Here is a 19,147-nt window from a genome sequence, read left to right as displayed (position 1 = left end):
ACCCATAAAGCACAAAGCAAGTCCAGATGGACTTGCTTTGTATTGAGGCCTGCAGAAAAAAGATCAGGCTTTAAACGGTGAAACTTGCCAGATACGCTGCGCATAGTCAGCAATGGTGCGGTCACTGGAGAATTTCGCCATACGCGCCACATTCAAAATCGCCATACGTGACCAGGCCTCGTCATCCTGATATAAGGCAGCCACTTTTTCTTGTGTGGTGACATAAGCAGCATAATCCGCCAGTAACAAGTACTGATCCCCCTTGTGTAACAAGGTATCCACAATCGCCTGGTAGCGGCCAGGCTCTTCTACGGAGAAGAAGCCGTTACCTATCATATCTATGACTTGTTTCAGCTCATGGTTGCCATGGTAATAATCCCATGGGTTGTAGTTGCTGGCTTTCAGTTGCGCGACTTCTGGCGTAGTGAGGCCAAAAATAAAGATATTCTCGTCGCCCACTTCTTCCATAATCTCAACGTTGGCTCCATCCAGCGTACCGATGGTCAGCGCGCCATTGAGCGCCATTTTCATATTACCAGTGCCGCTGGCCTCAGTGCCTGCGGTTGAAATTTGCTCGGACAAATCAGCCCCCGGAAACAGGATTTCTGCTGCGCTCACCTCATAGTTAGGATAGAACACGACTTTCAGCTGATCATTGACTGCTGGGTCATTATTAATCATCACCGCCACATCGTTAATCAAACGGATGATCTGCTTGGCCAGCCAGTAGCCAGGCGCGGCTTTACCGGCAAAAATCACTACACGCGGCGTATGCTGGCTCACCTGCCCGCTGCGGATACGGTTATACAAGGTGATCACGTGCAGCACATTCAGCAATTGGCGCTTGTATTCATGAATACGCTTGATTTGCACATCGAACAGCGCATTGGTACTAATGGCGATGCCCGTTTTTTGCAGGATTTTGTCGGCTAGGCGCTGCTTATTGGCTTTTTTCACCTCACGGAAGGCTTTTCTAAACGCAGCATTATCGGCAAACGGCTCGATCTTTTTAATCAGGCTCAGGTCTTTCTGAAAGCCAGTACCTATATGTTTGGTTAACAAATTGGTGAGCAATGGGTTAGCCTGGTTTAGCCAGCGACGTGGCGTAATGCCATTAGTGACATTGGTAAACTTGCCCGGATAGATTTTATTAAAATCGGCAAACAAAGTGGTTTTTAACAGTTCGCTATGCAACTCGGCTACCCCGTTCACAGTATGGCTGCCGACAATCGCCAGGTGCGCCATACGCACGCGGCGGCCATGCGTCTCATCAATAATGGAGACACGTTGCAACAAGGCAGTATCGCCCGGGAAGTGCTGATTGACCATTTGCAGGAACTGATGATTAATTTCGTAAATAATCTCCAGGTGGCGTGGCAATAACTGCGCGAACAAATCTACCGACCAGGTTTCCAGCGCCTCCGGCATCAGCGTATGGTTGGTGTACGCAAACATTTTGGTGATCAATTTCCAGGCTTTGTCCCATGGCAAGTGGTAATGATCAAGCAGTTGATGCATCATTTCAGCAACAGCAATGGCAGGGTGCGTATCGTTGAGCTGAATCGCCACCTTCTCCGGCAGGGTATTCCAGTCAGCGTTATAGTTGGTAAACCGATGCAGAATATCCTGCGTAGATGCCGAGACAAAAAAGTATTGTTGTTTCAGGCGTAGCGCCTTGCCAGATTCTGACGTGTCATTCGGATACAGCACTTGCGAAATGGTCTCCGCACTATGGCGCCCTTCAACCGATTTCTCATAATTACCTTCATTAAAGTATGCCAGGTCAAACTCATTGGTTGCCTTGGCTGACCACAAACGCAGATTGTTCACCGTTTGCGTGCCATAGCCAGGCACCGGCACATCATAGGGCATGGCCACCACAGTTTCATGATCTACCCAGTGATGCTCAATACCGTGTTCGGTATGCACATGCAACACGCGGCCATAAAACTTCACCTCACACGTATGCTCTGGACGCTGCACTTCCCAAATATTTTGGTAGCGTAACCAGTTATCCGGATTTTCTTTTTGCTGGCCGTTTTCTATGGTTTGCCTGAACATGCCATAGTCATAACGGATACCGTAACCCGTCGCCGGAATATCCATGGTCGCCATGGAGTCGACAAAACACGCCGCCAAACGACCCAGGCCACCGTTACCCAAGGCAGCATCAGGCTCCAGTTCGGCCACGCCTTCCAGCCGCTGGCCAATTTCCTGCAAACCATCGCTTAGTTCCGGTGCAATGCCCAAATTAAGTGCGGCATTAGACAGCATGCGACCGATCAAAAACTCAAGTGAGAGGTAATAGACACGCTTGGTATTGGCATCACGATAGGCATCGCGCGTATTCACCCAGCGGCTCATCAAATGGTCACGTACAGTAAAGGCTGCGGTCTGGTACCAATCGCGCGTCGTCGCCCATGAATTGGACTTGCCGATGGAAAAAGTCAGGTGATTACGCAACGCCTGCGGAATCGGCAGTTGCTCAAGCAAGAACTCATCGACCGCTTGCGCTGTGTCAGATTTATCAGCTTTTTTAGGTGTTTTTTTCACATTGGCAGTCATACATCTTCCCCTGAGGTGTTGATCACAAATTTGCTTTAAATGAGCCAAAAGCAAAAAACAAGCCTACAACAAGAATATGTCAGACATAAAAAAAGCCACGAAATTCATGTTGTGGCTTTTGATTATAACGCCCGAAGATGGCGAAAATAAAAGAGTTTTACAATTTCCAGGTATAGGCCACCCCTAATGCATCCTGATACATCTTCAGGTTTGCCTCGCCGCCGCCAAAGGCAGCCGGGATCGAACCACTGCCATTGACACTGTTTTCAAAGGCATGCGTATAGGAGAACGACAGCTCGGATTGCGGGCCCAACACCCAGGTCGCACCGAGTGACACGTGATCTTTTACCACACCCGGCGCCAGGATATTGAGCAAGGTATCACCGCGGCGGATAGGCTGATCAACATGGTTAAAGCCGGCACGCAAGGTTAAAGCGGGGCTATATTGATACAGCGCTCCGACTTTATACACCTTGGCATCCTGCCAGTTAAAACCGGCCCCATTGTCATTGCCGAGGCCATTAAACAAATTCGCCTGTGAGGCATTGCCTACGGCATCTACCTCACCGTAATTAATGCGTTGAAAATCTGCCGCCAACGTCAATGCCGGCGTCACCTTCACCGCCACACCAACGCCATAAGTAGACGGGATATCAAAGTCACCCTGCTCGGCAAACAAACCTTTATATTTATCAAACTTGCTCATATAGGTGCGGCTTTGATAAGTCGCCCCCAGCGTGACAGCATCGGTGATTTCACCCAACCAGCCAATATGGACGCCTGCCCCATACGAATTGTCGTGGCCATTGTTAGTCACACGCCCTGGTGCGGCGCTGAATGTTGCATTATCAAAACCCTGCAGTCCTTTGGCTTCAAAACGCTGGTAAGCCAGGTTTAATGACGCGCCGATAATATGTTTTTCAGAAACCTTCCAGGTTGCCGTTGGCGCCACAAATACCTGAATCAAGTCTACCCCGGCACTGCCCTGGCTTTGAAACAATGGAATACCGTTTTTGTAATCGGTATTCATGCCACCATTGCCATACACACTCACGCCGAGTGTCACATCTTCAGAATACTGCTTGTTATAGCCAAACTCAGGGATTAGAAAATTCTGCGTATCGTTACCTTTGTAGGCGCCATTTGCACCTGGTGAAGGACTACCTTCCAGCTCAGACTCTCGTACTGGCCTAAACCAGGTCACACCCGCATCAATGCGGTCACCTACTTTGCCCATGCCAGCCGGGTTGGCCGCGGCAGCTAATGCATCCTGCGGCAAGGCAATGCCCACACCAGCCACGCCCTGTGAACGCACGCCATACCCATGTGCAAAATAGCCGTCGGTTGCCCAGGCGCTACCAAACGAAAACGACACCAATAACGGAAACACTGTTGCCAGACGACGTATCATGACTTTCACCTCGATTTATATGAGTTGTAGCCATAAACTCTAGCAAAGCTCCTAAATATCAATAAATAATAAATAACAATATATTTATAACTTTAAAATATAAAAAAGTCCGCCTAAGCGGACTTTTTTGAAACGACCTGATGCATTACAAAATCAGGCTGTTCATCCGCTTCACAAAACTGGCTGGATCTTCCAATTGGCCGCCTTCTGCCAACAAAGCCTGGTCAAACAACACATGCGCATAATCGGCAAACTTGGCATCGTCAGTTTCCGCGCCCAGTTTTTCTACCAGCCTATGCGTCGGGTTGATTTCCAAAACGGGTTTGCTATCCGGGGCTTTTTGTCCGGCCGCTTTTAAGATACGCGCCAGGTTACCCGACAAATCATGCTCACCAGCCACCAGGCAGGCAGGTGAATCGGTCAGGCGATGGGTCACTTTGACTTCTTTCACCGTGTCACCCAACGCAGCTTTCAGTCGCTCAACCAGGTCTTTGGCATTTTCTTCCACCTGCTTCTGCGCTTCTTTATCAGCATCATCTTCCAGCTTGCCGAGGTCCAGATCGCCTTTGGCAATCGACTGCAATTTCTTGCCGTCAAACTCAGTCAGGCTACCCAGCAACCATTCATCTACCTTGTCCGACATCAGCAACACTTCAATGCCTTTTTTGCGGAAGATTTCCAGGTGCGGTGAGTTTTTGGCAGCAGCAAACGTATCGGCCGTGATGTAGTAAATCGCCTCTTGCTCCGGCTTCATGCGGCCAATGTAATCGTTCAGCGACACGTTTTGCGTCTCAGTGTCCGCATACGTAGAGGCAAAGCGCAACAAGCCGGCGATTTTGTCTTTATTGGCAAAATCTTCGCCCGGACCTTCTTTCAATACACGGCCAAACTCGTTCCAGAACTTGGCGTAGTCTTCCGGTTTGTTTTCGGCTACGTCTTCAAGCAGGCTCAATACTTTTTTCACTGAGCCATTTTTAATCGCTTCCACATCGCGGCTGTCTTGCAGAATCTCGCGCGACACGTTCAACGGCAAATCGGCTGAGTCAATCACGCCGCGCACAAAGCGCAGGTATTGCGGCATCAGCTTTTCCGCATCTTCCAGAATAAATACACGCTTCACATACAACTTGATGCCCTGGCGGCGATCACGGTCATACAAGTCAAACGGCGCTTTGCCTGGTACATACAGCAATGAAATGTACTCTTGCTTGCCCTCTACGCGGCTATGCGTATACGCCAGCGGATTTTCGTAATCATGCGAAACGTGTTTATAAAACTCGTTATATTCCTCTTCAGTGATGTCGCTCTTGCTACGCGCCCACAACGCCGAGGCTTTATTGATGGTTTCATCTTCATCGGTAGTCACCATCTGGCCGCCTTCGCCATTCTCGCCATCTTTCCATTCGGATTTCTTCATGACGATAGGCAAAGTGATATGGTCGGAATATTTGCGGATAATGGTTTTCAGTTTCCAGTCATTGAGGAACTCATCTTCGCCTTCACGCAGATGCAAAACAACCTCAGTACCGCGACCGGCTTTTTCAGTGGTTTCAATGGTGAAATCCCCTTCACCGCCGGACTCCCATTTAATGGCTTCGGCTTCACCGGCACGGCGTGTAATCAGCGTCACTTTGTCGGCAATGATAAAGCTGGAGTAAAAGCCCACGCCAAACTGGCCAATCAGGTTGGCATCTTTGGCTTGATCACCGGTCAGGTTCTGGAAGAACTCTTTGGTACCAGATTTGGCAATGGTGCCGATGTTGTTAATCACCTCTTCGCGGCGCATGCCGATACCGTTATCGGCAATGGTCAGCGTACCTGCGTCTTTATCAAACGTGATGTTGATCTTTAACTCGCTGTCGTTTTCATACAGGCTGCCGTTAGAGATAGCCTCAAAACGCAACTTATCAGCCGCGTCCGATGCGTTGGAAATCAACTCGCGCAACACGATCTCTTTGTTGCTATAGAGCGAGTGAATCATCAATTGTAGTAATTGTTTGACCTCGGCCTGAAAGCCCATGGTCTGTTTAGATTGCGATTCTGCTGTCGCTGTCGTCATGACAATTTCTCCAAAAACGGGTTGAACACAAAAATTTACGTTTAGATGGGGAAATAAAAACCGTTTTTCAAGAGGGGAATTGTGAAAGCTGCGTCATCCGCCAACCAATCCATTATTTAAGTCCTGAATCAGCCGCCTGCGTCTGGCAGACAGTCATTAAAATCCATGCTTTTTCAGGCATTTGAGATGCATTTATTTGCATGCTTTTTGCTAGGGATTGATTAAAGCAGCATTCTTTGTTCAAAGACCCGGTCAGGAGAGCAATGTATGAATCTCTTTCACACCTTAATCGAGCAAATGCAGGTCATGAAACTGCCCCTATACGCAGTCACCCTGACCGCCGTCCCGCGTGCAGATACGCCTTTGCTACTCATGTTGCATTGGCATGGTTTTCGCAAACAGCCCACACCCGCCCTGCCGATGCTCAAACCCATCCTGCAGCCAGTCCCAGGCTCAGCCTTGCAGATCAATGACCGCTGGCGGCAGCCTGAAGTGGTCGAAGAAGCCGTACTCGACGCCGCCTGGCAATTAGGCGCCTGGGACGTGCAACGCGAAGAACATCGCGCCTGCACCTATGTCGGCGCCAGTGAACATGAAGCCCTAGCCTGCAAACAGGCGTTTGGCAAATATGACGAAGAACTCGAAAGTGAGTTGCTGGTGAGCGAAGCACCGGACCGTGACGAAATGTTGCAGTTGGGTGCCAAAGTCGGGTACATCCACTGGCAATTCCGGCCAGTCAATGGCGGTGTTTGGCAATCGACGGCAGAAGATGACACTTTGCTGGAAGATGGGCGGCGTATCCCGCCCTGCCCGATTCGGCCACTAGCACTAAAAGGGGGCAAATTGACTAAGACGGCGTTTAGATTGGGGCAGATTAATCGGATTATTTTGTTGAAGTAGATTTTGATCGGTGGATTGAAGCGTTGATAACTCTAGGCAACGTTTTGTTTCGCCTCTAGGCGAGTCACTTTCTGATGCTTGCCCCTCAGAAAGTAACCAAAGAGGAGGGCACCCAGCCATCACGGCCTTCGGCTCCCTTGCGTTGCTCAACAAAATAAGCGGTCACGAAACTCGCCCTAGCAGCTTGCACACCCCGCAAGCTGCCGCGGAGCTCAAACAGTCGATCCCTTCTCCCTTATTTTGTCTCCGCTACTCAGCGTGATGGGATGGGATTTATCTCGCCAAACTCACATTGTAGAACTCTGAACAGTTCAAAAAACAGATTGGTTTGTTAAGAGCACTAATGCTGGCACTCACTAGGTGTTCGGGGTCCCCATCTGCCGCGCCGAGCAACGCAGGGTTGGCGGGAGTTTTCGGCCATCGGCTGTTTGAGCTCCGCAACAAGCCACGTCTTGTGTGGCTTGTCAGGGCGAGTTTCGATGGACGCCCGGCAATTCGAGTAGCGCAGGATACAAGCGGAAGTTGGGGTGCATTTCTTTTGGTTACTTATTCTTTGTGCAAGCAAAGAAAAGTAACTCGCCGAAAAGGCGAAACAAAACGCCTAAATAGCACAACCACCGAAAAGAATTACCTTCTACTCTAAATCCATAAAACCACCCCCTATGGTGTCCACCTAACCCCAATAGACAACCACTGCGTCCGACTATCCCCATTAACTTGCTGCCCGACCGTGCCATCAATCTGAAACACCTCCGGCACCAGCGAGTAACGCAAGCCCATTTGGTAGAAGGGATTTTGCGTATGGTCACCAAACACTTCAGCCACGCCTTTGAATTTTCCACCCAATTTAAACTCGGAGCCGACACCCATATTAACTTTGTTACGATCTTCCTGCCGGTCGCGCAGCATGCCGACGTTGACATGCACAATCACGTCGTCGTCACGCAGTGAAAAAGAGACCGGGATATAGAAGTAAGTATTACCGAGCTGGTTGGGCCCAGGCTGAATATCCGGATGCATGACACGCCCGGCAGCAAAGCCGATGCCCCAGCCATTGGTTTCCAGCGGTTTAAATAGCGTTTTGAATTGAGCAACCCAGTCTTCAGTATGGTAGTTATCGTCATTGTTACGATAGCTGCCCCCACCCAGGGTAATTTCAAAATTCTCACCGAGGTTGCAGGCTGGCAGTGCCCATAACTCTTGTCCACCCTGATAGCTGCGCATCCAGCTTTCGAGCTGGCAACCATGGGCATTGGTCAAACGGGCATCATCGGTCACCAGCGGGCGGGCGGCATGCGCACACGGGGCGATCAAAAGTGAAAGTATCAGGAAAAATAAGCTACGCATGTAGGGTGTCTAGGGTATATTGAGTGTTGTTTTATCTTATTTTTGTGGCATGACGGTTTGATGAAATCAACCATACTCATGCGGTTTCATTTTCATATTAGTTTCACTGGCCTCTGCCAACATAACAATTTATACTGTTTGCAGCAATTGTCTGGGGAGGCAAGCATGGCGAATATTGAGGTGATTGAAACCAGTCCGAACTCGTTTTCTGTCACCGTACATGGATCGCACATCACCACGCATCAAGTCAGTGTCAAACCTGATTATGCAGGCCAGTTGCTCGATGCCACGCACAACGCTTCCGAGCTGGTGGCGGCCTCTTTCCAGTTCTTGCTCGACCGTGAATCCAATACCAGTATTTTGAGAAGCTTTGATTTAAGCGTGATTGAACGCTATTTTCCAGAATACCCCAAGGCCATTAACCGCTACCTAAAGTAACCTACCCCGTATTATCGCATGCTAAATATTACTCAAGACACCCAACTCGCTGCCGTAGATTTGGGTTCCAACAGTTTTCGTCTCGAAATCGGGCGCGTCGTTGACGGCCAGATTCTGCGCGTCGACTACTTAAAAGAAGCCGTGCGCCAAGGCGGTGACCTGGATGAAGACCGTAACCTGAAACTGCAGGCGTTTGAGCGCGGACTGAAGTGCCTGGCGCGCTTTGGCGAGCGCCTGAAAGGGTTTCCACCTGAGCACGTACGTGCCGTGGCCACGCAAACCTTGCGTGAGGCAGCCAACAGCGAAGAGTTTATCAGGCAGGCACAAAAAGTACTCGGCTATCCGATCGAGATTATTTCGGGTGTAGAAGAAGCGCGCCTGATTTATCAAGGCGTGAGCCGCATGTTGCCGCAATCAGATGAAAAGCGGCTGGTGGTGGATATCGGTGGACGCTCGACCGAGTTTATCCTCGGCCAGCATTTCAAGGCCAATGTCACGGAGTCTTTACGCTTAGGCTCTGTTGGCTGGTCGCAAAAGTATTTTTCCGATGGCCAGTTTAGCGAGCGCAACTTTGAACGCGCGGAAATTGCTGCCGAATCCATTATCGACATGATTGCCAGCCGTTACGTCGGCCAATCCGAAGTGGCGTATGGCGCTTCTGGCACGGTAGGCGCAGTAGCGGATGTATTGGCCGGTGCCGGGTTTGCCACAGATCGCATTGAACGTGCACAACTGGACTGGCTGAAACAAATACTGATCAAGGCCAAATCCGCCGACCGCCTCAATATGGAAGGCCTTAAGGACGACAGACGTGCCGTGATTGGTGGCGGGCTGGCCGTCTTGACCGCTGTGTTTGACACGCTAAAAATTGACACGCTGATGGTGGCTAATGGCGCCCTACGCCATGGCGTGCTGTACGATATGCTGAGCTCAGACAATGCCACCGAAGATTTGCGCACGGCATCGATTGTGCGACTATGCAAACGCTTTGGCGTCGAGATGGATCACGCCAACAATGTGAGCAAACTGGCTTTGTATTTTTATGGTGCCATGCAGGCCTGCGATAGCCAAAAATCGCTATTGCACTGGGCGGCGCTATGCCATGAAGTTGGCTGGGCTATTTCGCATACGGATTGCAACAAACACGGCGCGTATATTCTGGATAACACCGAACTGATGGGGTTCGCTCAAAGTGAACTACATACCATCAGCCTGCTCGTGCTCGGGCACCAGGGTAAATTACGCAAACTAGCCGCAGACTTTGATAACCAGGACCTGGTCTGTCAGTTGATGGCATTACGGTTAGCGGTGATTTTCTGCCACTCGCGCCGACTGCCAGCACTCAAACACTTGCAACTGGAACGGCATAAACAGCAATTTATACTGGCACTGTCATCACAGTGGGCCAGCCAGCACCCGCAAACGCACTACCTGTTGGAAGAAGAATGCCTGTTATGGCAAAAACTGGGCTGGCAGCTGGAAATCCGGCACAGCTAAATCAAAATGGCCAAATAAAAAAACGGGCACTTATGCCCGTTTTTTTATTGCGTTGATTACGACTCAGTCTTTTTTCTTCTTATCGCGCTTTTCATCTTCTTCGCGCAGTTTGACAACTTTATCGCGCCACTCTTGCAATTGTTCATCTTCGATTTCCAGCTGCAAAGCCAGCGCTTCTTCCTGGCTCAATTTTTCCTTGATAAATCGCTTAGGCAACTTGCCGCCCATGCGAGACAAAATACGCTCTGCCTCATCCGCGTTCAATTGTTTTACTTTATCCAGGTACACTGGATTGACCTTGTCTTTCATAGCACTCCCTTTGATTCCCTGTTTGTCACAGGCTCGCTTTAACTGTTTTGCAAAATCCAGTCTGTGACCGGATTCCACTGCGCAATGTCGACCTCTTTCAAGCTGTTCGACAATTCAAAAATACTTAAGCCTTCCTCTGCTGCTGTCACATAAATTTGCGATGAGCGCAGCATGGAAAGCACGGCAAAGCCTGATTCATCCATAAATGCCAGCAGGCGCTCGGCTGAACGTGTGCGTGGCATCACGCGCATGCCGACCAGACCAACAAAGGTCTTATGCTTGCGCACGGCTTTCTCTTCGGCCAGCAACTCTAAAAAGTCTTGCGTGGCGCCTATATCAAACGCGGATGGCGCGATGGGCACCAACACCAGATCGGCTTCGGTCACGGCATCAGAAATCTTTTTATCCCGCAGCCCGCCTGGCGAATCAGTAATCACCCAGTCGGCTTTCTGCAAGGCAGATTTACCCAGGTCTTCGGCATTAAACACCGTCGCGACATGAGAGGGTCGGCGTGCCAACCAGTCAGCGGAAGATTGCTGCCGGTCAATATCTTCCAGCACAATTTTGTGCCCCAGTTGCGCCAGATAGCCAGCAAGATTGGTGGCCAGAGTGGTTTTGCCGCAACCGCCTTTGGTATTTGCCACCAATACCCTGCGCATCTCATACTCCCCGATTAAAGGTGTTGCATTTTGTCATGAAAAACAGCCTCTATAACACCATATTAATATGAAATATTTATGACAATTGACGTCAACAAAAAACGGTATAAACTGTTTTCACAATATCAATTCAGGAGAAACACATGGCCAGCAAACCAGTCGCCAAACCCTTGAGCGCTAACAAACCAGCTACAGCCAAAGCAGCAAGCCCAGCCAAGCCAGTCGCCACTAAAGCAGTTGCGACAACACCTGCTGCAAAACCAACGACAGCTGTAAAACCGGCAACAGCCAAACCTGCGGTCAAACCAATTGCAAAAGCAGTCGCAAAAACAGCGGTAGCTGCAAAAAAAGTGACGCCCGCTTCTGCGATTAAAGTTGTGAATAAAACCGCGACAGCCGTTGAAAAAGACAAACCTAAAGCCAGCAAGGTCAAAATGGAGCGCGACAGCTTCACCATGCCTAAAGAAGAGTACGCACAAATCGCTGCCTTGAAAAAACGCCTGGAAGGCCTGGCCAAACCAGCGAAGAAAAGCGAGCTATTAAGAGCCGGGCTTAAGTTATTATCGGCCATGGACGACGCTACCTTAAAAGCCACCCTGGCAACCGTGCCGACGATTAAAACTGGCAGGCCAAAGAAATAGCTCACACTGAATTTGGCTTAAGCCAGATCACAGCACTCAGCTTATTCAATCAAATCGGGGCTTTGCACACTATATAGTTTGTAGGGTGGCCCCGATTTTGGCAGCCGTAACCACCATACAGCACCTTTTTTAATACTGATCTGCCCATCCGGCATACCCAGGCTCTGCGCGGCCAGTTCGCCTATCCAGGGTTGGTGGCCGACCAGCATCACAGTCTCGAATGGGCTTTGCGCCAGCAACTGTAATAAAGGCTCCAACGGCCTTTCAGGCGCCAGTCGACTATCTTCCTGCCAATCATCGCCCCAATAAGCCACGGTTTCACGCGTACGCACAGCAGGACTCACCAGCACATAGGTCTGCTTTGGTAAATACTTCTTGAGCCAGCCGGCCATTTGTTTGGCCTGTTTATGCCCTTTTTTGGTCAAGGCGCGCTCAAGGTCAGAGGCGCCATGCAATAACACTTCGGCTTCGGCATGACGCCATAAAATCAAATTTTTCACTGACATCACGCGGGGCTACATGGAATGATATTGTTGCAATAACAGGTTCTGGCAAGACAGCGGTTCGGCATCCAGTGCTTGTTGTGCGACTGGCACATATTGGCCTTTTTCTGCCAATTGCCAGGCATCCTTATTATCTTGCAGGTAAAGCTGCAGGCTTTCCTGATAAATGCGGCTTTGCATGGCCGGATCTTTAATCGGCCAGGCCAGCTCTACCCGCCGCATCATATTACGGCTCATCCAGTCCGCGCTGGATAACCACATCTGCACTTGCCCATCCAGCTCAAAATAAAACACACGCGAATGCTCGAGCAAACGCCCGACGATAGAACGCACGCGGATACGGCCTTTCACGGCCGGTGAGTCCACCGGCAGTATGCAGGCACCGCGCACAATCAAGTCAATCTCAACACCAGCGCTGGCGGCCTTCATTAAAGCGGCGACCAGCGGCACATCCGTCAAGGCGTTCATTTTGGCAATCACCCTGGCCGGTTTGCCTTGCTTGGCCAGACGCTGTGCTTTCTCCAGCTGTTTGATCATGCTGTTTTGCAGGGTAAATGGCGCCACCAGCAAATGCTTCAGGGCCGGAATCGGCAACTCGCTGGTCAGGTGACGGAACACTGTTTCCATTTCGCGCGTCAGGTTAGCATCAGCGGTTAACATGCTCCAGTCTGTGTATAGACGTGTCGTTTTTGGATTGTAGTTACCGGTAGAAAGATGGCCATAACGATGAATGCTTTTACCTTCGCGACGCATGATCAACAACATCTTGGCATGAGTTTTCAAACCTACGACGCCATACACCACTTGCGCACCAACCGACTCCAAGGCTTCGGCCCAGTTAATATTTGCCTCTTCATCAAAGCGCGCTTTGAGCTCCACCACCACCAGCACTTCTTTACCGCGACGCACCGCCTCCTGCAGCAAACGCAACATGCGTGGATCTGCACCTGTGCGGTAAATCGTCATGCGGATGGCTAATACCTGATCGTCTTTGACCGCTTCTTCCAGTAGCTGGATGACAACTTCAAAGCTCTCGTATGGTTGGTGAATCAGCAGGTCTTTTTCACGCATCTGCGCCAGCAAAGAGGTATTGCGTTTGATATGTCGCGGCCAGTGCGGCTGGAAAGGCACGAACTTGAGGTGATCGCCCTTGGCCATATCTGGCAACTGGATCAAACGCCCCAGATTGACCGGCCCGTTGACGCGGTAAAGGGCGAGCGGCGGCAAATTAAACTGCTTAAGCAAAAACTCGGCAAGCCTGTCATCACACTCCTGCGTGACTTCCAGGCGCACCGCTTCACCATATTGGCGATGTGCAAGCTCTTCACGCAAGGCCGTGCGCAAATTGATCACATCATCCTCATCCACCTCAAGATCACTATTACGCGTCACACGGAACTGGGAGAAATGCAGGATACTGGCGCCTTGAAACAACACCTCCAGATTCGCGCGGATAATACTGGTCAACGACACAAAGCATTGCTCGCCTTTGCTGATAGACGGCGGCAATTGCAGCAGCCGGGGCACCACACGCGGCACACGTACAATGGCAATTTTTTCCTCATCGTCGACGGCAATGCGCACAATGAAATTCAGCGACTTATTGGCCACCTGCGGAAAAGGATGCGACGGATCCAGCGATACCGGCATCAAGAATGGCAGCACTTCACGTTTGAAGTAGTTAGAAACCCAGGTGGTTTGCTCCGGCGTACGCACACCGCCAGACACCAGGTGCACACTTTCTTTCGCCAGGGCGGGCATCAGTGCATCATTAAACAACTGATATTGTTGTGCCACCAGCGCCTGTGCCATGGTGGCGACTTGTTCGCAGGTAGAGGCAGATACCGGGCCACTGGTCACGCCTTGCTGATACGCCTCCATCTGTAATGGCATGCGCACTTCAAAGAACTCATCGAGGTTGTTAGAAACGATACATAAAAAGCGCAAACGCTCGAGTAAAGGATAGTCCTCTCGTTGCGCCAAAGACAGTACACGGGCATTAAAACTGAGAATGCTAAGATCTCTGTCAAGCAGAGCGGGCGTGGTGTTTTTCATGGCGATTATTGTATCCACTGAACCAGTGTCTATTGTGACAGTTTTGTGAAATTACACGAGCAAGCATTACAGGTCTGCCAATTGTTGCAATCGCTGCTCAGCAAATGCAGCAATCGCCAATCGCTCTTCTTCAGGCATGGTGGCAATATGCTTGACCATTAAACGTGTACGCGGATTCGCAGCCAGCAAAGCCTCGTGTCTGATTAAAAAACCCCAGTAAAGCGTTGTGAATGGACAAGCCCGATCACCGGTTTTTTGTTTTGGATCATAACGACATCCCGTACAATAATTACTCATGCGCTGAATATAGGCACCACTGGCGATATAGGGCTTGCTGGTAAAGCGGCCCCCATTGGCATATAGCGCCATGCCAGCAACATTGGGCAACTCTACCCATTCCACGGCATCGACGTAAACGGCCAAAAACCATGCTGAGACCTGTTGCGGCGACAGTTGCGCCAGTGTCGAAAACAAGCCGATCACCATCAGGCGTTGAATATGATGCGCATAGCCAGTTTGCAAGGTTTGGCCTATACACTGCGATAAACATTGCATCTGCGTCTGCCCGGTCCAGAACCAGTTTGGCAAATCCAGTGCATGCTGGAAATAGTTCGCCGATTTAAGTGTTGGCATTTCCAGCCAATACACACCGCGCACAAACTCTCGCCAACCCAACACCTGGCGAATAAACCCTTCGACACTTGCTAATGAGGCGCGGCCATCAACATACGCCTGCTCGGCAGCGGCGATGACTTCACGCGGATTGAGTAACTTGAGATTCATGGCCGAAGCGAGTAGTGAATGCCACAAATATGGCTGGTTTTGCCACATGGCATCTTGATATGGGCCAAACTGCGCTAACTTTTCCTGGACAAAATGTGTGAGCAAGGTGAGTGCTTGCTCACGCGTCACTGGCCAGGTAAAAGACGCCAGCGCACCTGGGTGATCGGCAAACCGTTCATTCACCAGGACCATGACTGCTTGCGTGATGGCATCTGGCGTAAACACCGGCGGCTGTGAAAGTGCTTGCGGGCCGAGCTTGCCCAGCGATTGACGGTTGTCATGATCAAAGTTCCAGCTGCCGCCTGCAGGTTCCTCGCCGTCCATAAGAATATGATATTTTTTACGCATGCCACGATAAAAAAACTCCATCCGCAAAGAAGTGTTTTTTTCGCTGTATTTGGCTGCCCAACGCCGGAACTGGTCGATACTACTCATGAAATGTGTATCTTGCAGCACATGTAGAGGCACTGCGTGCTGGTCAGCCACCGCTTGCAGACTTTGCCAGATGCGCCAATCACCAGGTTCGCAGACCTTGATTGCCTGTGGCTGGTACTGCTGCAATACAGTCTGCCAAACGGTCGCTAAATCAGGATAAGGATGTGCGTCTAGCTGAAAATAAACCAGTGGATAGTCTTGTGCCCGCAACCTCTCTGCAAAGTGGCGCATGGCAGATAAAAACAAGGTAATGCGCTGTCGGTGAGACCATACATGATTTGCTTCATGCATGACTTCAGCCATCACAATCAGGTCTTGCGTCGGATCAAAGTGGTCTAAGGCAGGGTTATCCAGCGTGAGCTGGTCACCGAGGATAATGACCAGGTTTCTCATATGGCGTGTTTTTGCAATGCACGACGGCAGCGCTCAGAGCAATATTTGACCTGATCCCAGTTATTCGCCCAGGCTTTTCGCCAGGTCATTGGTTTGCCACATTGCTGGCAGAGTTTTGTTGGCAGGCTACTTTTGTTGCCTTTAAAGGCAACCGTCATACCTCAAAAACGGGGATGGCTGCCGATGATTCACGGACCACCGTTTTTTGCTGGTAGCAACGGCTGGCGATTCTGCAGATATCAACAAAATCTTCAGCAACCAGTGCAGCACGGCCCAATAAGCCACCGTCAATATCCGGCATACTGAGTAAGCTGTGCGCATTTTCAGGCGCCATACTGCCGCCATAGACAATACGAATCTGCTCGGCAAACTCGCGGTCGCGTTCGGCAATCATCATACGGATAAATGCATGCATGCGTTGTGCCTGCTCAGGCGTGGCGTGCTCGCCAGTGCCAATCGCCCATACTGGCTCATAAGCGATGACCATATTGAATTTTTTGGCCAGTGCGAAGGCTTCATCATCGAGGCCATACACCACGTTCAGCATCTGGTTGCGCACAATGAGCTCGGCCATATTGCCATCGCGCTCATCCTGGGTTTCACCGACACAAAAAATAGGCGTCAGCCCGGCATGCAAGGCATTAAGCAGGCGCTTGGTGGCCACCTGGTTACTTTCAAGTTTGAGAGCACGCCGTTCAGAATGACCGATAATGGTATAGCTACAACCAAACTCGGCCACCATTTTGGCCGAAATGCAGGAGGTAAACGCGCCTTCAGTAAACTGGCTAACGTTTTGCGCACCCCAGGCAATCGAGGAGTCTTGCAGCAAGTCTTGCGCCTGATACAAGTATACATAAGGTAAACACACAGCTGTCGCTACGCCATCCAGGTCGTGCAACTCTTGCTTGAGCCTGTTCAGCAAGCCTTGATTTTCAAGCAAGCCGCCGTGCAGCTTCCAGTTACCAATGACTAATTTTTCTCGCATGATGGGATTCCTTTACTCATGCCCCCTCAATTTATAATTGCTTTTTTTTAGGCTATTTCACTCACGGTCATGTCATGCAGCTAGTAAATGGCTGCCATTTTTTCCAGTGTAATTACCTTTATCTTACTCGCTTGTCCGGCACTACCAAAGGCCTCAAAGCGTTCTTTACACAAATGCTGTGCTGCCGTGGTCGCTTCTTTGAAATATTTGCGTGGATCGAACTCCTCAGGATGCTCGACCATATAGGCACGAATCGCCGCCGTCATCGCCAAGCGAATATCAGTATCAATATTAACCTTGCGCACGCCATTTTTAATGCCTTCTACAATCTGTGACACCGGCACGCCATAGGTTTCCTTGATATTGCCGCCATAATGCCGAATTTGCTCCAGCAAGGATTGCGGCACACTGGACGAACCATGCATCACCAGATGCGTGTTAGGGATTTTGGCATGGATTTCACGAATACGTTCAATCGACAGCGTATCGTCTGAGGGCGGGCGCGTAAACTTATAAGCGCCATGGCTGGTACCAATGGCAATGGCTAGTGCATCGACTTTGGTCGCTTCGACAAACGCAGCCGCTTCATCCGGATCAGTCAGCAACTGTGACTCATCCAGTTTACCTTCTGCACCTACCCCATCTTCTTCGCCTGCCATACCGGTTTCCAATGAGCCCAGCACGCCCAGCTCGCCCTCAACCGACACGCCGACCGCATGCGCAAACTCGACCACACGTCGCGTCACTTCAACGTTGTATTCATAACTCGCAGGCGTTTTGCCATCTTCTTTAAGCGAGCCATCCATCATCACACTAGAGAAGCCACTGCGAATGGCCATCTGGCAGACCTTGGGCGAAGCGCCATGATCCTGATGCATGCAAATGGGAATATGCGGATATTGCTCAATCGCGGCTTCAACCATTTTGCGTAGAAAAGACTCCCCGGCATAACCGCGGGCCCCTGCCGAAGCTTGCAAAATGACCGGACTGTCGACTTCGTCAGCCGCCTTCATAATGGAGAGAATCTGCTCCATATTGTTAATATTAAATGCAGGCAGGCCATAGCTGTGTTCTGCGGCGTGGTCGAGTAGTTGCCTGAGCGAAATCAATGCCATGTCATACTCCTTTTATTGTGAAGCTTGCTGATGGTAATCACGCAAGCGCTGGATTTCCTGTTTAGCGCCTAACAATACCGGCACACGCTGATGACATGCCGTCGGCTGAAGGGCCAGCACATCTTCCAGCCCGTCTATGCTTGCCCCACCAGCCTGCGTCACCAGCAAACTCATGGGGTTAGCCTCGTACAATAATCTTAAGCGGCCCGCTTTGACCGGCTGCTTGCTATCGCGCGGATACAAAAACACACCACCGCGCGTCAGAATACGGTGCACATCCATCACCATACTGGCACACCAGCGCATATTAAAGTCACGCCCACGCGGCCCCTCACTGCCTTGCAGGCATTCAGTAATATAGCGCTGTACCCCGGGTTGCCAATAGCGCTGATTGCTGGCGTTAATGGCAAACTCTGAGGTTTCCTCACCAACCTGTACAGTTTGTTGCGTTAATACAAATGACTGGCTGTGCTGATCCAGCGTAAACACATGTGTGCCCTGGCCAATGGTGAGTACCAGCAAAGTGGCCGGGCCATACATGATATAGGCCGCGGCACGCTGATCTTGCCCTGGCTGCAAAAAGGCCTGATCACCCAGCGTGGCCACGCCGATATTAGGAATGACCGAGAAAATACTGCCGACGACGCCATTAATCGCCAGGTTAGAAGAGCCATCCAGAGGATCCATACTAACCAGAAATGGTGCATCCAGCGTTTCAAACAAGACCGGCGCATCTACTTCTTCTGACAATACGCCAGCCACCACTGCCGAAGCGCGCAGGTGTGCCGCGGCCACCTCGTGGCTACGAATGTCCAGCTGCATCTGTGTTTCGCCTTGCACATTGGTACTGGTCATTTTTTCCGTGACCCCTTCCAATGCCCCTTGCTTGATCAGCGCAGCAATTTCAATCCCCGCCTCGGCAATATGCCAGATCAGCACATTCAAGGCATGGTTGACAGAAACCTTCTTTAAAAACACATCCAATTGCATGGCAATCACCTTTGATGGATTAAGCGTACTTGGGCCATATGACACTGTAACTGATAGCGCCA

Annotated in this window: 17 protein-coding genes; 4 read left to right on the top strand and 13 right to left on the bottom strand. The window is 50.5% G+C overall.

What is annotated here, in order from left to right; translation table 11 throughout:
• Positions 1-63: 63 nt before the first annotated feature.
• The 3 genes from GQ52_RS08770 to htpG form a co-directional block, all read right to left on the bottom strand.
• Positions 64-2,565 carry a glycogen/starch/alpha-glucan phosphorylase gene (locus tag GQ52_RS08770; RefSeq protein ID WP_047516853.1) on the bottom strand — a complete coding sequence of 834 codons (2,502 nt, stop codon included), beginning with the start codon at positions 2,563-2,565 and terminating at the stop codon, positions 64-66.
• A 157-nt stretch (positions 2,566-2,722) separates the two neighbouring features.
• Positions 2,723-3,973, bottom strand: a complete 1,251-nt coding sequence (locus tag GQ52_RS08765) for an outer membrane protein transport protein (RefSeq protein ID WP_047518654.1) — start codon at positions 3,971-3,973, stop codon at positions 2,723-2,725.
• Between the two features lie 148 nt (positions 3,974-4,121).
• The gene (gene htpG, locus GQ52_RS08760; protein WP_047516850.1) at positions 4,122-6,035 is read right to left on the bottom strand and encodes a molecular chaperone HtpG; all 1,914 of its coding nucleotides are present in this window, start codon (positions 6,033-6,035) and stop codon (positions 4,122-4,124) included.
• Between the two features lie 267 nt (positions 6,036-6,302).
• On the opposite strand from htpG, the gene GQ52_RS08755 reads away from it, so the two are divergent.
• A complete protein-coding gene (locus tag GQ52_RS08755; protein ID WP_019883097.1) occupies positions 6,303-6,935 on the top strand; it encodes a hypothetical protein in 633 nt (210 codons plus the stop codon).
• Positions 6,936-7,595: 660 nt separating this feature from the next.
• Here GQ52_RS08755 and GQ52_RS08750 read toward each other — a convergent pair.
• Positions 7,596-8,282 carry a hypothetical protein gene (locus GQ52_RS08750; protein ID WP_047516847.1) on the bottom strand — a complete coding sequence of 229 codons (687 nt, stop codon included), beginning with the start codon at positions 8,280-8,282 and terminating at the stop codon, positions 7,596-7,598.
• A 165-nt stretch (positions 8,283-8,447) separates the two neighbouring features.
• On the opposite strand from GQ52_RS08750, the gene GQ52_RS08745 reads away from it, so the two are divergent.
• Positions 8,448-8,720, top strand: a complete 273-nt coding sequence (locus tag GQ52_RS08745) for a hypothetical protein (protein WP_024930816.1) — start codon at positions 8,448-8,450, stop codon at positions 8,718-8,720.
• Between the two features lie 18 nt (positions 8,721-8,738).
• Positions 8,739-10,217, top strand: coding sequence for an exopolyphosphatase (locus GQ52_RS08740; RefSeq protein ID WP_047516845.1), 1,479 nt, complete (start codon positions 8,739-8,741; stop codon positions 10,215-10,217).
• A gap of 63 nt (positions 10,218-10,280) precedes the next feature.
• Here the strand turns inward: GQ52_RS08740 and GQ52_RS08735 are convergent, their stop codons facing one another.
• Together GQ52_RS08735 and GQ52_RS08730 are read right to left on the bottom strand one after the other, a co-directional pair.
• Complete coding sequence (locus GQ52_RS08735; RefSeq protein WP_019883105.1) at positions 10,281-10,526, bottom strand: hypothetical protein; 246 nt, start codon at positions 10,524-10,526, stop codon at positions 10,281-10,283.
• 38 nt (positions 10,527-10,564) lie between these two features.
• On the bottom strand, positions 10,565-11,185 hold the full coding sequence (locus GQ52_RS08730) for a ParA family protein (RefSeq protein WP_019883106.1): 621 nt from the start codon (positions 11,183-11,185) through the stop codon (positions 10,565-10,567).
• Positions 11,186-11,328: 143 nt separating this feature from the next.
• On the opposite strand from GQ52_RS08730, the gene GQ52_RS08725 reads away from it, so the two are divergent.
• Positions 11,329-11,826: a hypothetical protein gene (locus GQ52_RS08725; RefSeq protein ID WP_047516842.1), complete on the top strand. Its 498-nt coding sequence runs from the start codon at positions 11,329-11,331 to the stop codon at positions 11,824-11,826.
• Positions 11,827-11,867: 41 nt separating this feature from the next.
• On the opposite strand, the gene GQ52_RS08720 is transcribed toward GQ52_RS08725, so the two are convergent.
• From GQ52_RS08720 to GQ52_RS08695, 7 genes are all read right to left on the bottom strand, one after another.
• The gene (locus tag GQ52_RS08720) at positions 11,868-12,332 is read right to left on the bottom strand and encodes a histidine phosphatase family protein (protein WP_019883110.1); all 465 of its coding nucleotides are present in this window, start codon (positions 12,330-12,332) and stop codon (positions 11,868-11,870) included.
• Positions 12,333-12,341: 9 nt separating this feature from the next.
• Positions 12,342-14,384: a polyphosphate kinase 1 gene (gene ppk1 / locus GQ52_RS08715; protein ID WP_019883111.1), complete on the bottom strand. Its 2,043-nt coding sequence runs from the start codon at positions 14,382-14,384 to the stop codon at positions 12,342-12,344.
• A 66-nt stretch (positions 14,385-14,450) separates the two neighbouring features.
• Complete coding sequence (locus GQ52_RS08710) at positions 14,451-15,995, bottom strand: cryptochrome/photolyase family protein (RefSeq protein WP_047516839.1); 1,545 nt, start codon at positions 15,993-15,995, stop codon at positions 14,451-14,453.
• Positions 15,992-16,084, bottom strand: coding sequence for a DUF2256 domain-containing protein (locus GQ52_RS14345; RefSeq protein WP_232411656.1), 93 nt, complete (start codon positions 16,082-16,084; stop codon positions 15,992-15,994). The genes GQ52_RS08710 and GQ52_RS14345 overlap by 4 nt, the downstream gene beginning before the upstream one ends.
• Positions 16,085-16,149: 65 nt before the next feature.
• Entirely contained in the window at positions 16,150-16,980 is an 831-nt protein-coding gene (gene tpiA / locus GQ52_RS08705; protein WP_024930810.1) for a triose-phosphate isomerase, read from the bottom strand.
• 80 nt (positions 16,981-17,060) lie between these two features.
• On the bottom strand, positions 17,061-18,095 hold the full coding sequence (fba, locus tag GQ52_RS08700) for a class II fructose-bisphosphate aldolase (protein WP_019883118.1): 1,035 nt from the start codon (positions 18,093-18,095) through the stop codon (positions 17,061-17,063).
• 12 nt (positions 18,096-18,107) lie between these two features.
• Complete coding sequence (locus GQ52_RS08695) at positions 18,108-19,085, bottom strand: class 1 fructose-bisphosphatase (RefSeq protein ID WP_200884052.1); 978 nt, start codon at positions 19,083-19,085, stop codon at positions 18,108-18,110.
• Between the last annotated feature and the right edge of the window lie 62 nt (positions 19,086-19,147).

The organism is Methylophilus sp. Q8, assembly GCF_000800115.1.
Lineage (GTDB): Bacteria > Pseudomonadota > Gammaproteobacteria > Burkholderiales > Methylophilaceae > Methylophilus.
This window is presented reverse-complemented; position numbering and strand designations above follow the sequence as displayed.

Excerpts from the sequence above, each read along its gene's own strand:
- GQ52_RS08750 (WP_047516847.1), bottom strand. The coding sequence starts at position 8,282 with ATGCGTAGCTTATTTTTCCTGATACTTTCACTTTTGATCGCCCCGTGT.
- GQ52_RS08770 (WP_047516853.1), bottom strand. The coding sequence starts at position 2,565 with ATGACTGCCAATGTGAAAAAAACACCTAAAAAAGCTGATAAATCTGAC.
- ppk1 (WP_019883111.1), bottom strand. The coding sequence starts at position 14,384 with ATGAAAAACACCACGCCCGCTCTGCTTGACAGAGATCTTAGCATTCTC.
- GQ52_RS08755 (WP_019883097.1), top strand. The coding sequence starts at position 6,303 with ATGAATCTCTTTCACACCTTAATCGAGCAAATGCAGGTCATGAAACTG.
- GQ52_RS08735 (WP_019883105.1), bottom strand. The coding sequence starts at position 10,526 with ATGAAAGACAAGGTCAATCCAGTGTACCTGGATAAAGTAAAACAATTG.
- htpG (WP_047516850.1), bottom strand. The coding sequence starts at position 6,035 with ATGACGACAGCGACAGCAGAATCGCAATCTAAACAGACCATGGGCTTT.
- GQ52_RS08725 (WP_047516842.1), top strand. The coding sequence starts at position 11,329 with ATGGCCAGCAAACCAGTCGCCAAACCCTTGAGCGCTAACAAACCAGCT.
- GQ52_RS08730 (WP_019883106.1), bottom strand. The coding sequence starts at position 11,185 with ATGCGCAGGGTATTGGTGGCAAATACCAAAGGCGGTTGCGGCAAAACC.
- GQ52_RS08710 (WP_047516839.1), bottom strand. The coding sequence starts at position 15,995 with ATGAGAAACCTGGTCATTATCCTCGGTGACCAGCTCACGCTGGATAAC.
- GQ52_RS14345 (WP_232411656.1), bottom strand. The coding sequence starts at position 16,084 with ATGACCTGGCGAAAAGCCTGGGCGAATAACTGGGATCAGGTCAAATAT.
- GQ52_RS08740 (WP_047516845.1), top strand. The coding sequence starts at position 8,739 with ATGCTAAATATTACTCAAGACACCCAACTCGCTGCCGTAGATTTGGGT.
- GQ52_RS08745 (WP_024930816.1), top strand. The coding sequence starts at position 8,448 with ATGGCGAATATTGAGGTGATTGAAACCAGTCCGAACTCGTTTTCTGTC.
- GQ52_RS08720 (WP_019883110.1), bottom strand. The coding sequence starts at position 12,332 with ATGTCAGTGAAAAATTTGATTTTATGGCGTCATGCCGAAGCCGAAGTG.
- GQ52_RS08695 (WP_200884052.1), bottom strand. The coding sequence starts at position 19,085 with ATGCAATTGGATGTGTTTTTAAAGAAGGTTTCTGTCAACCATGCCTTG.
- tpiA (WP_024930810.1), bottom strand. The coding sequence starts at position 16,980 with ATGCGAGAAAAATTAGTCATTGGTAACTGGAAGCTGCACGGCGGCTTG.
- fba (WP_019883118.1), bottom strand. The coding sequence starts at position 18,095 with ATGGCATTGATTTCGCTCAGGCAACTACTCGACCACGCCGCAGAACAC.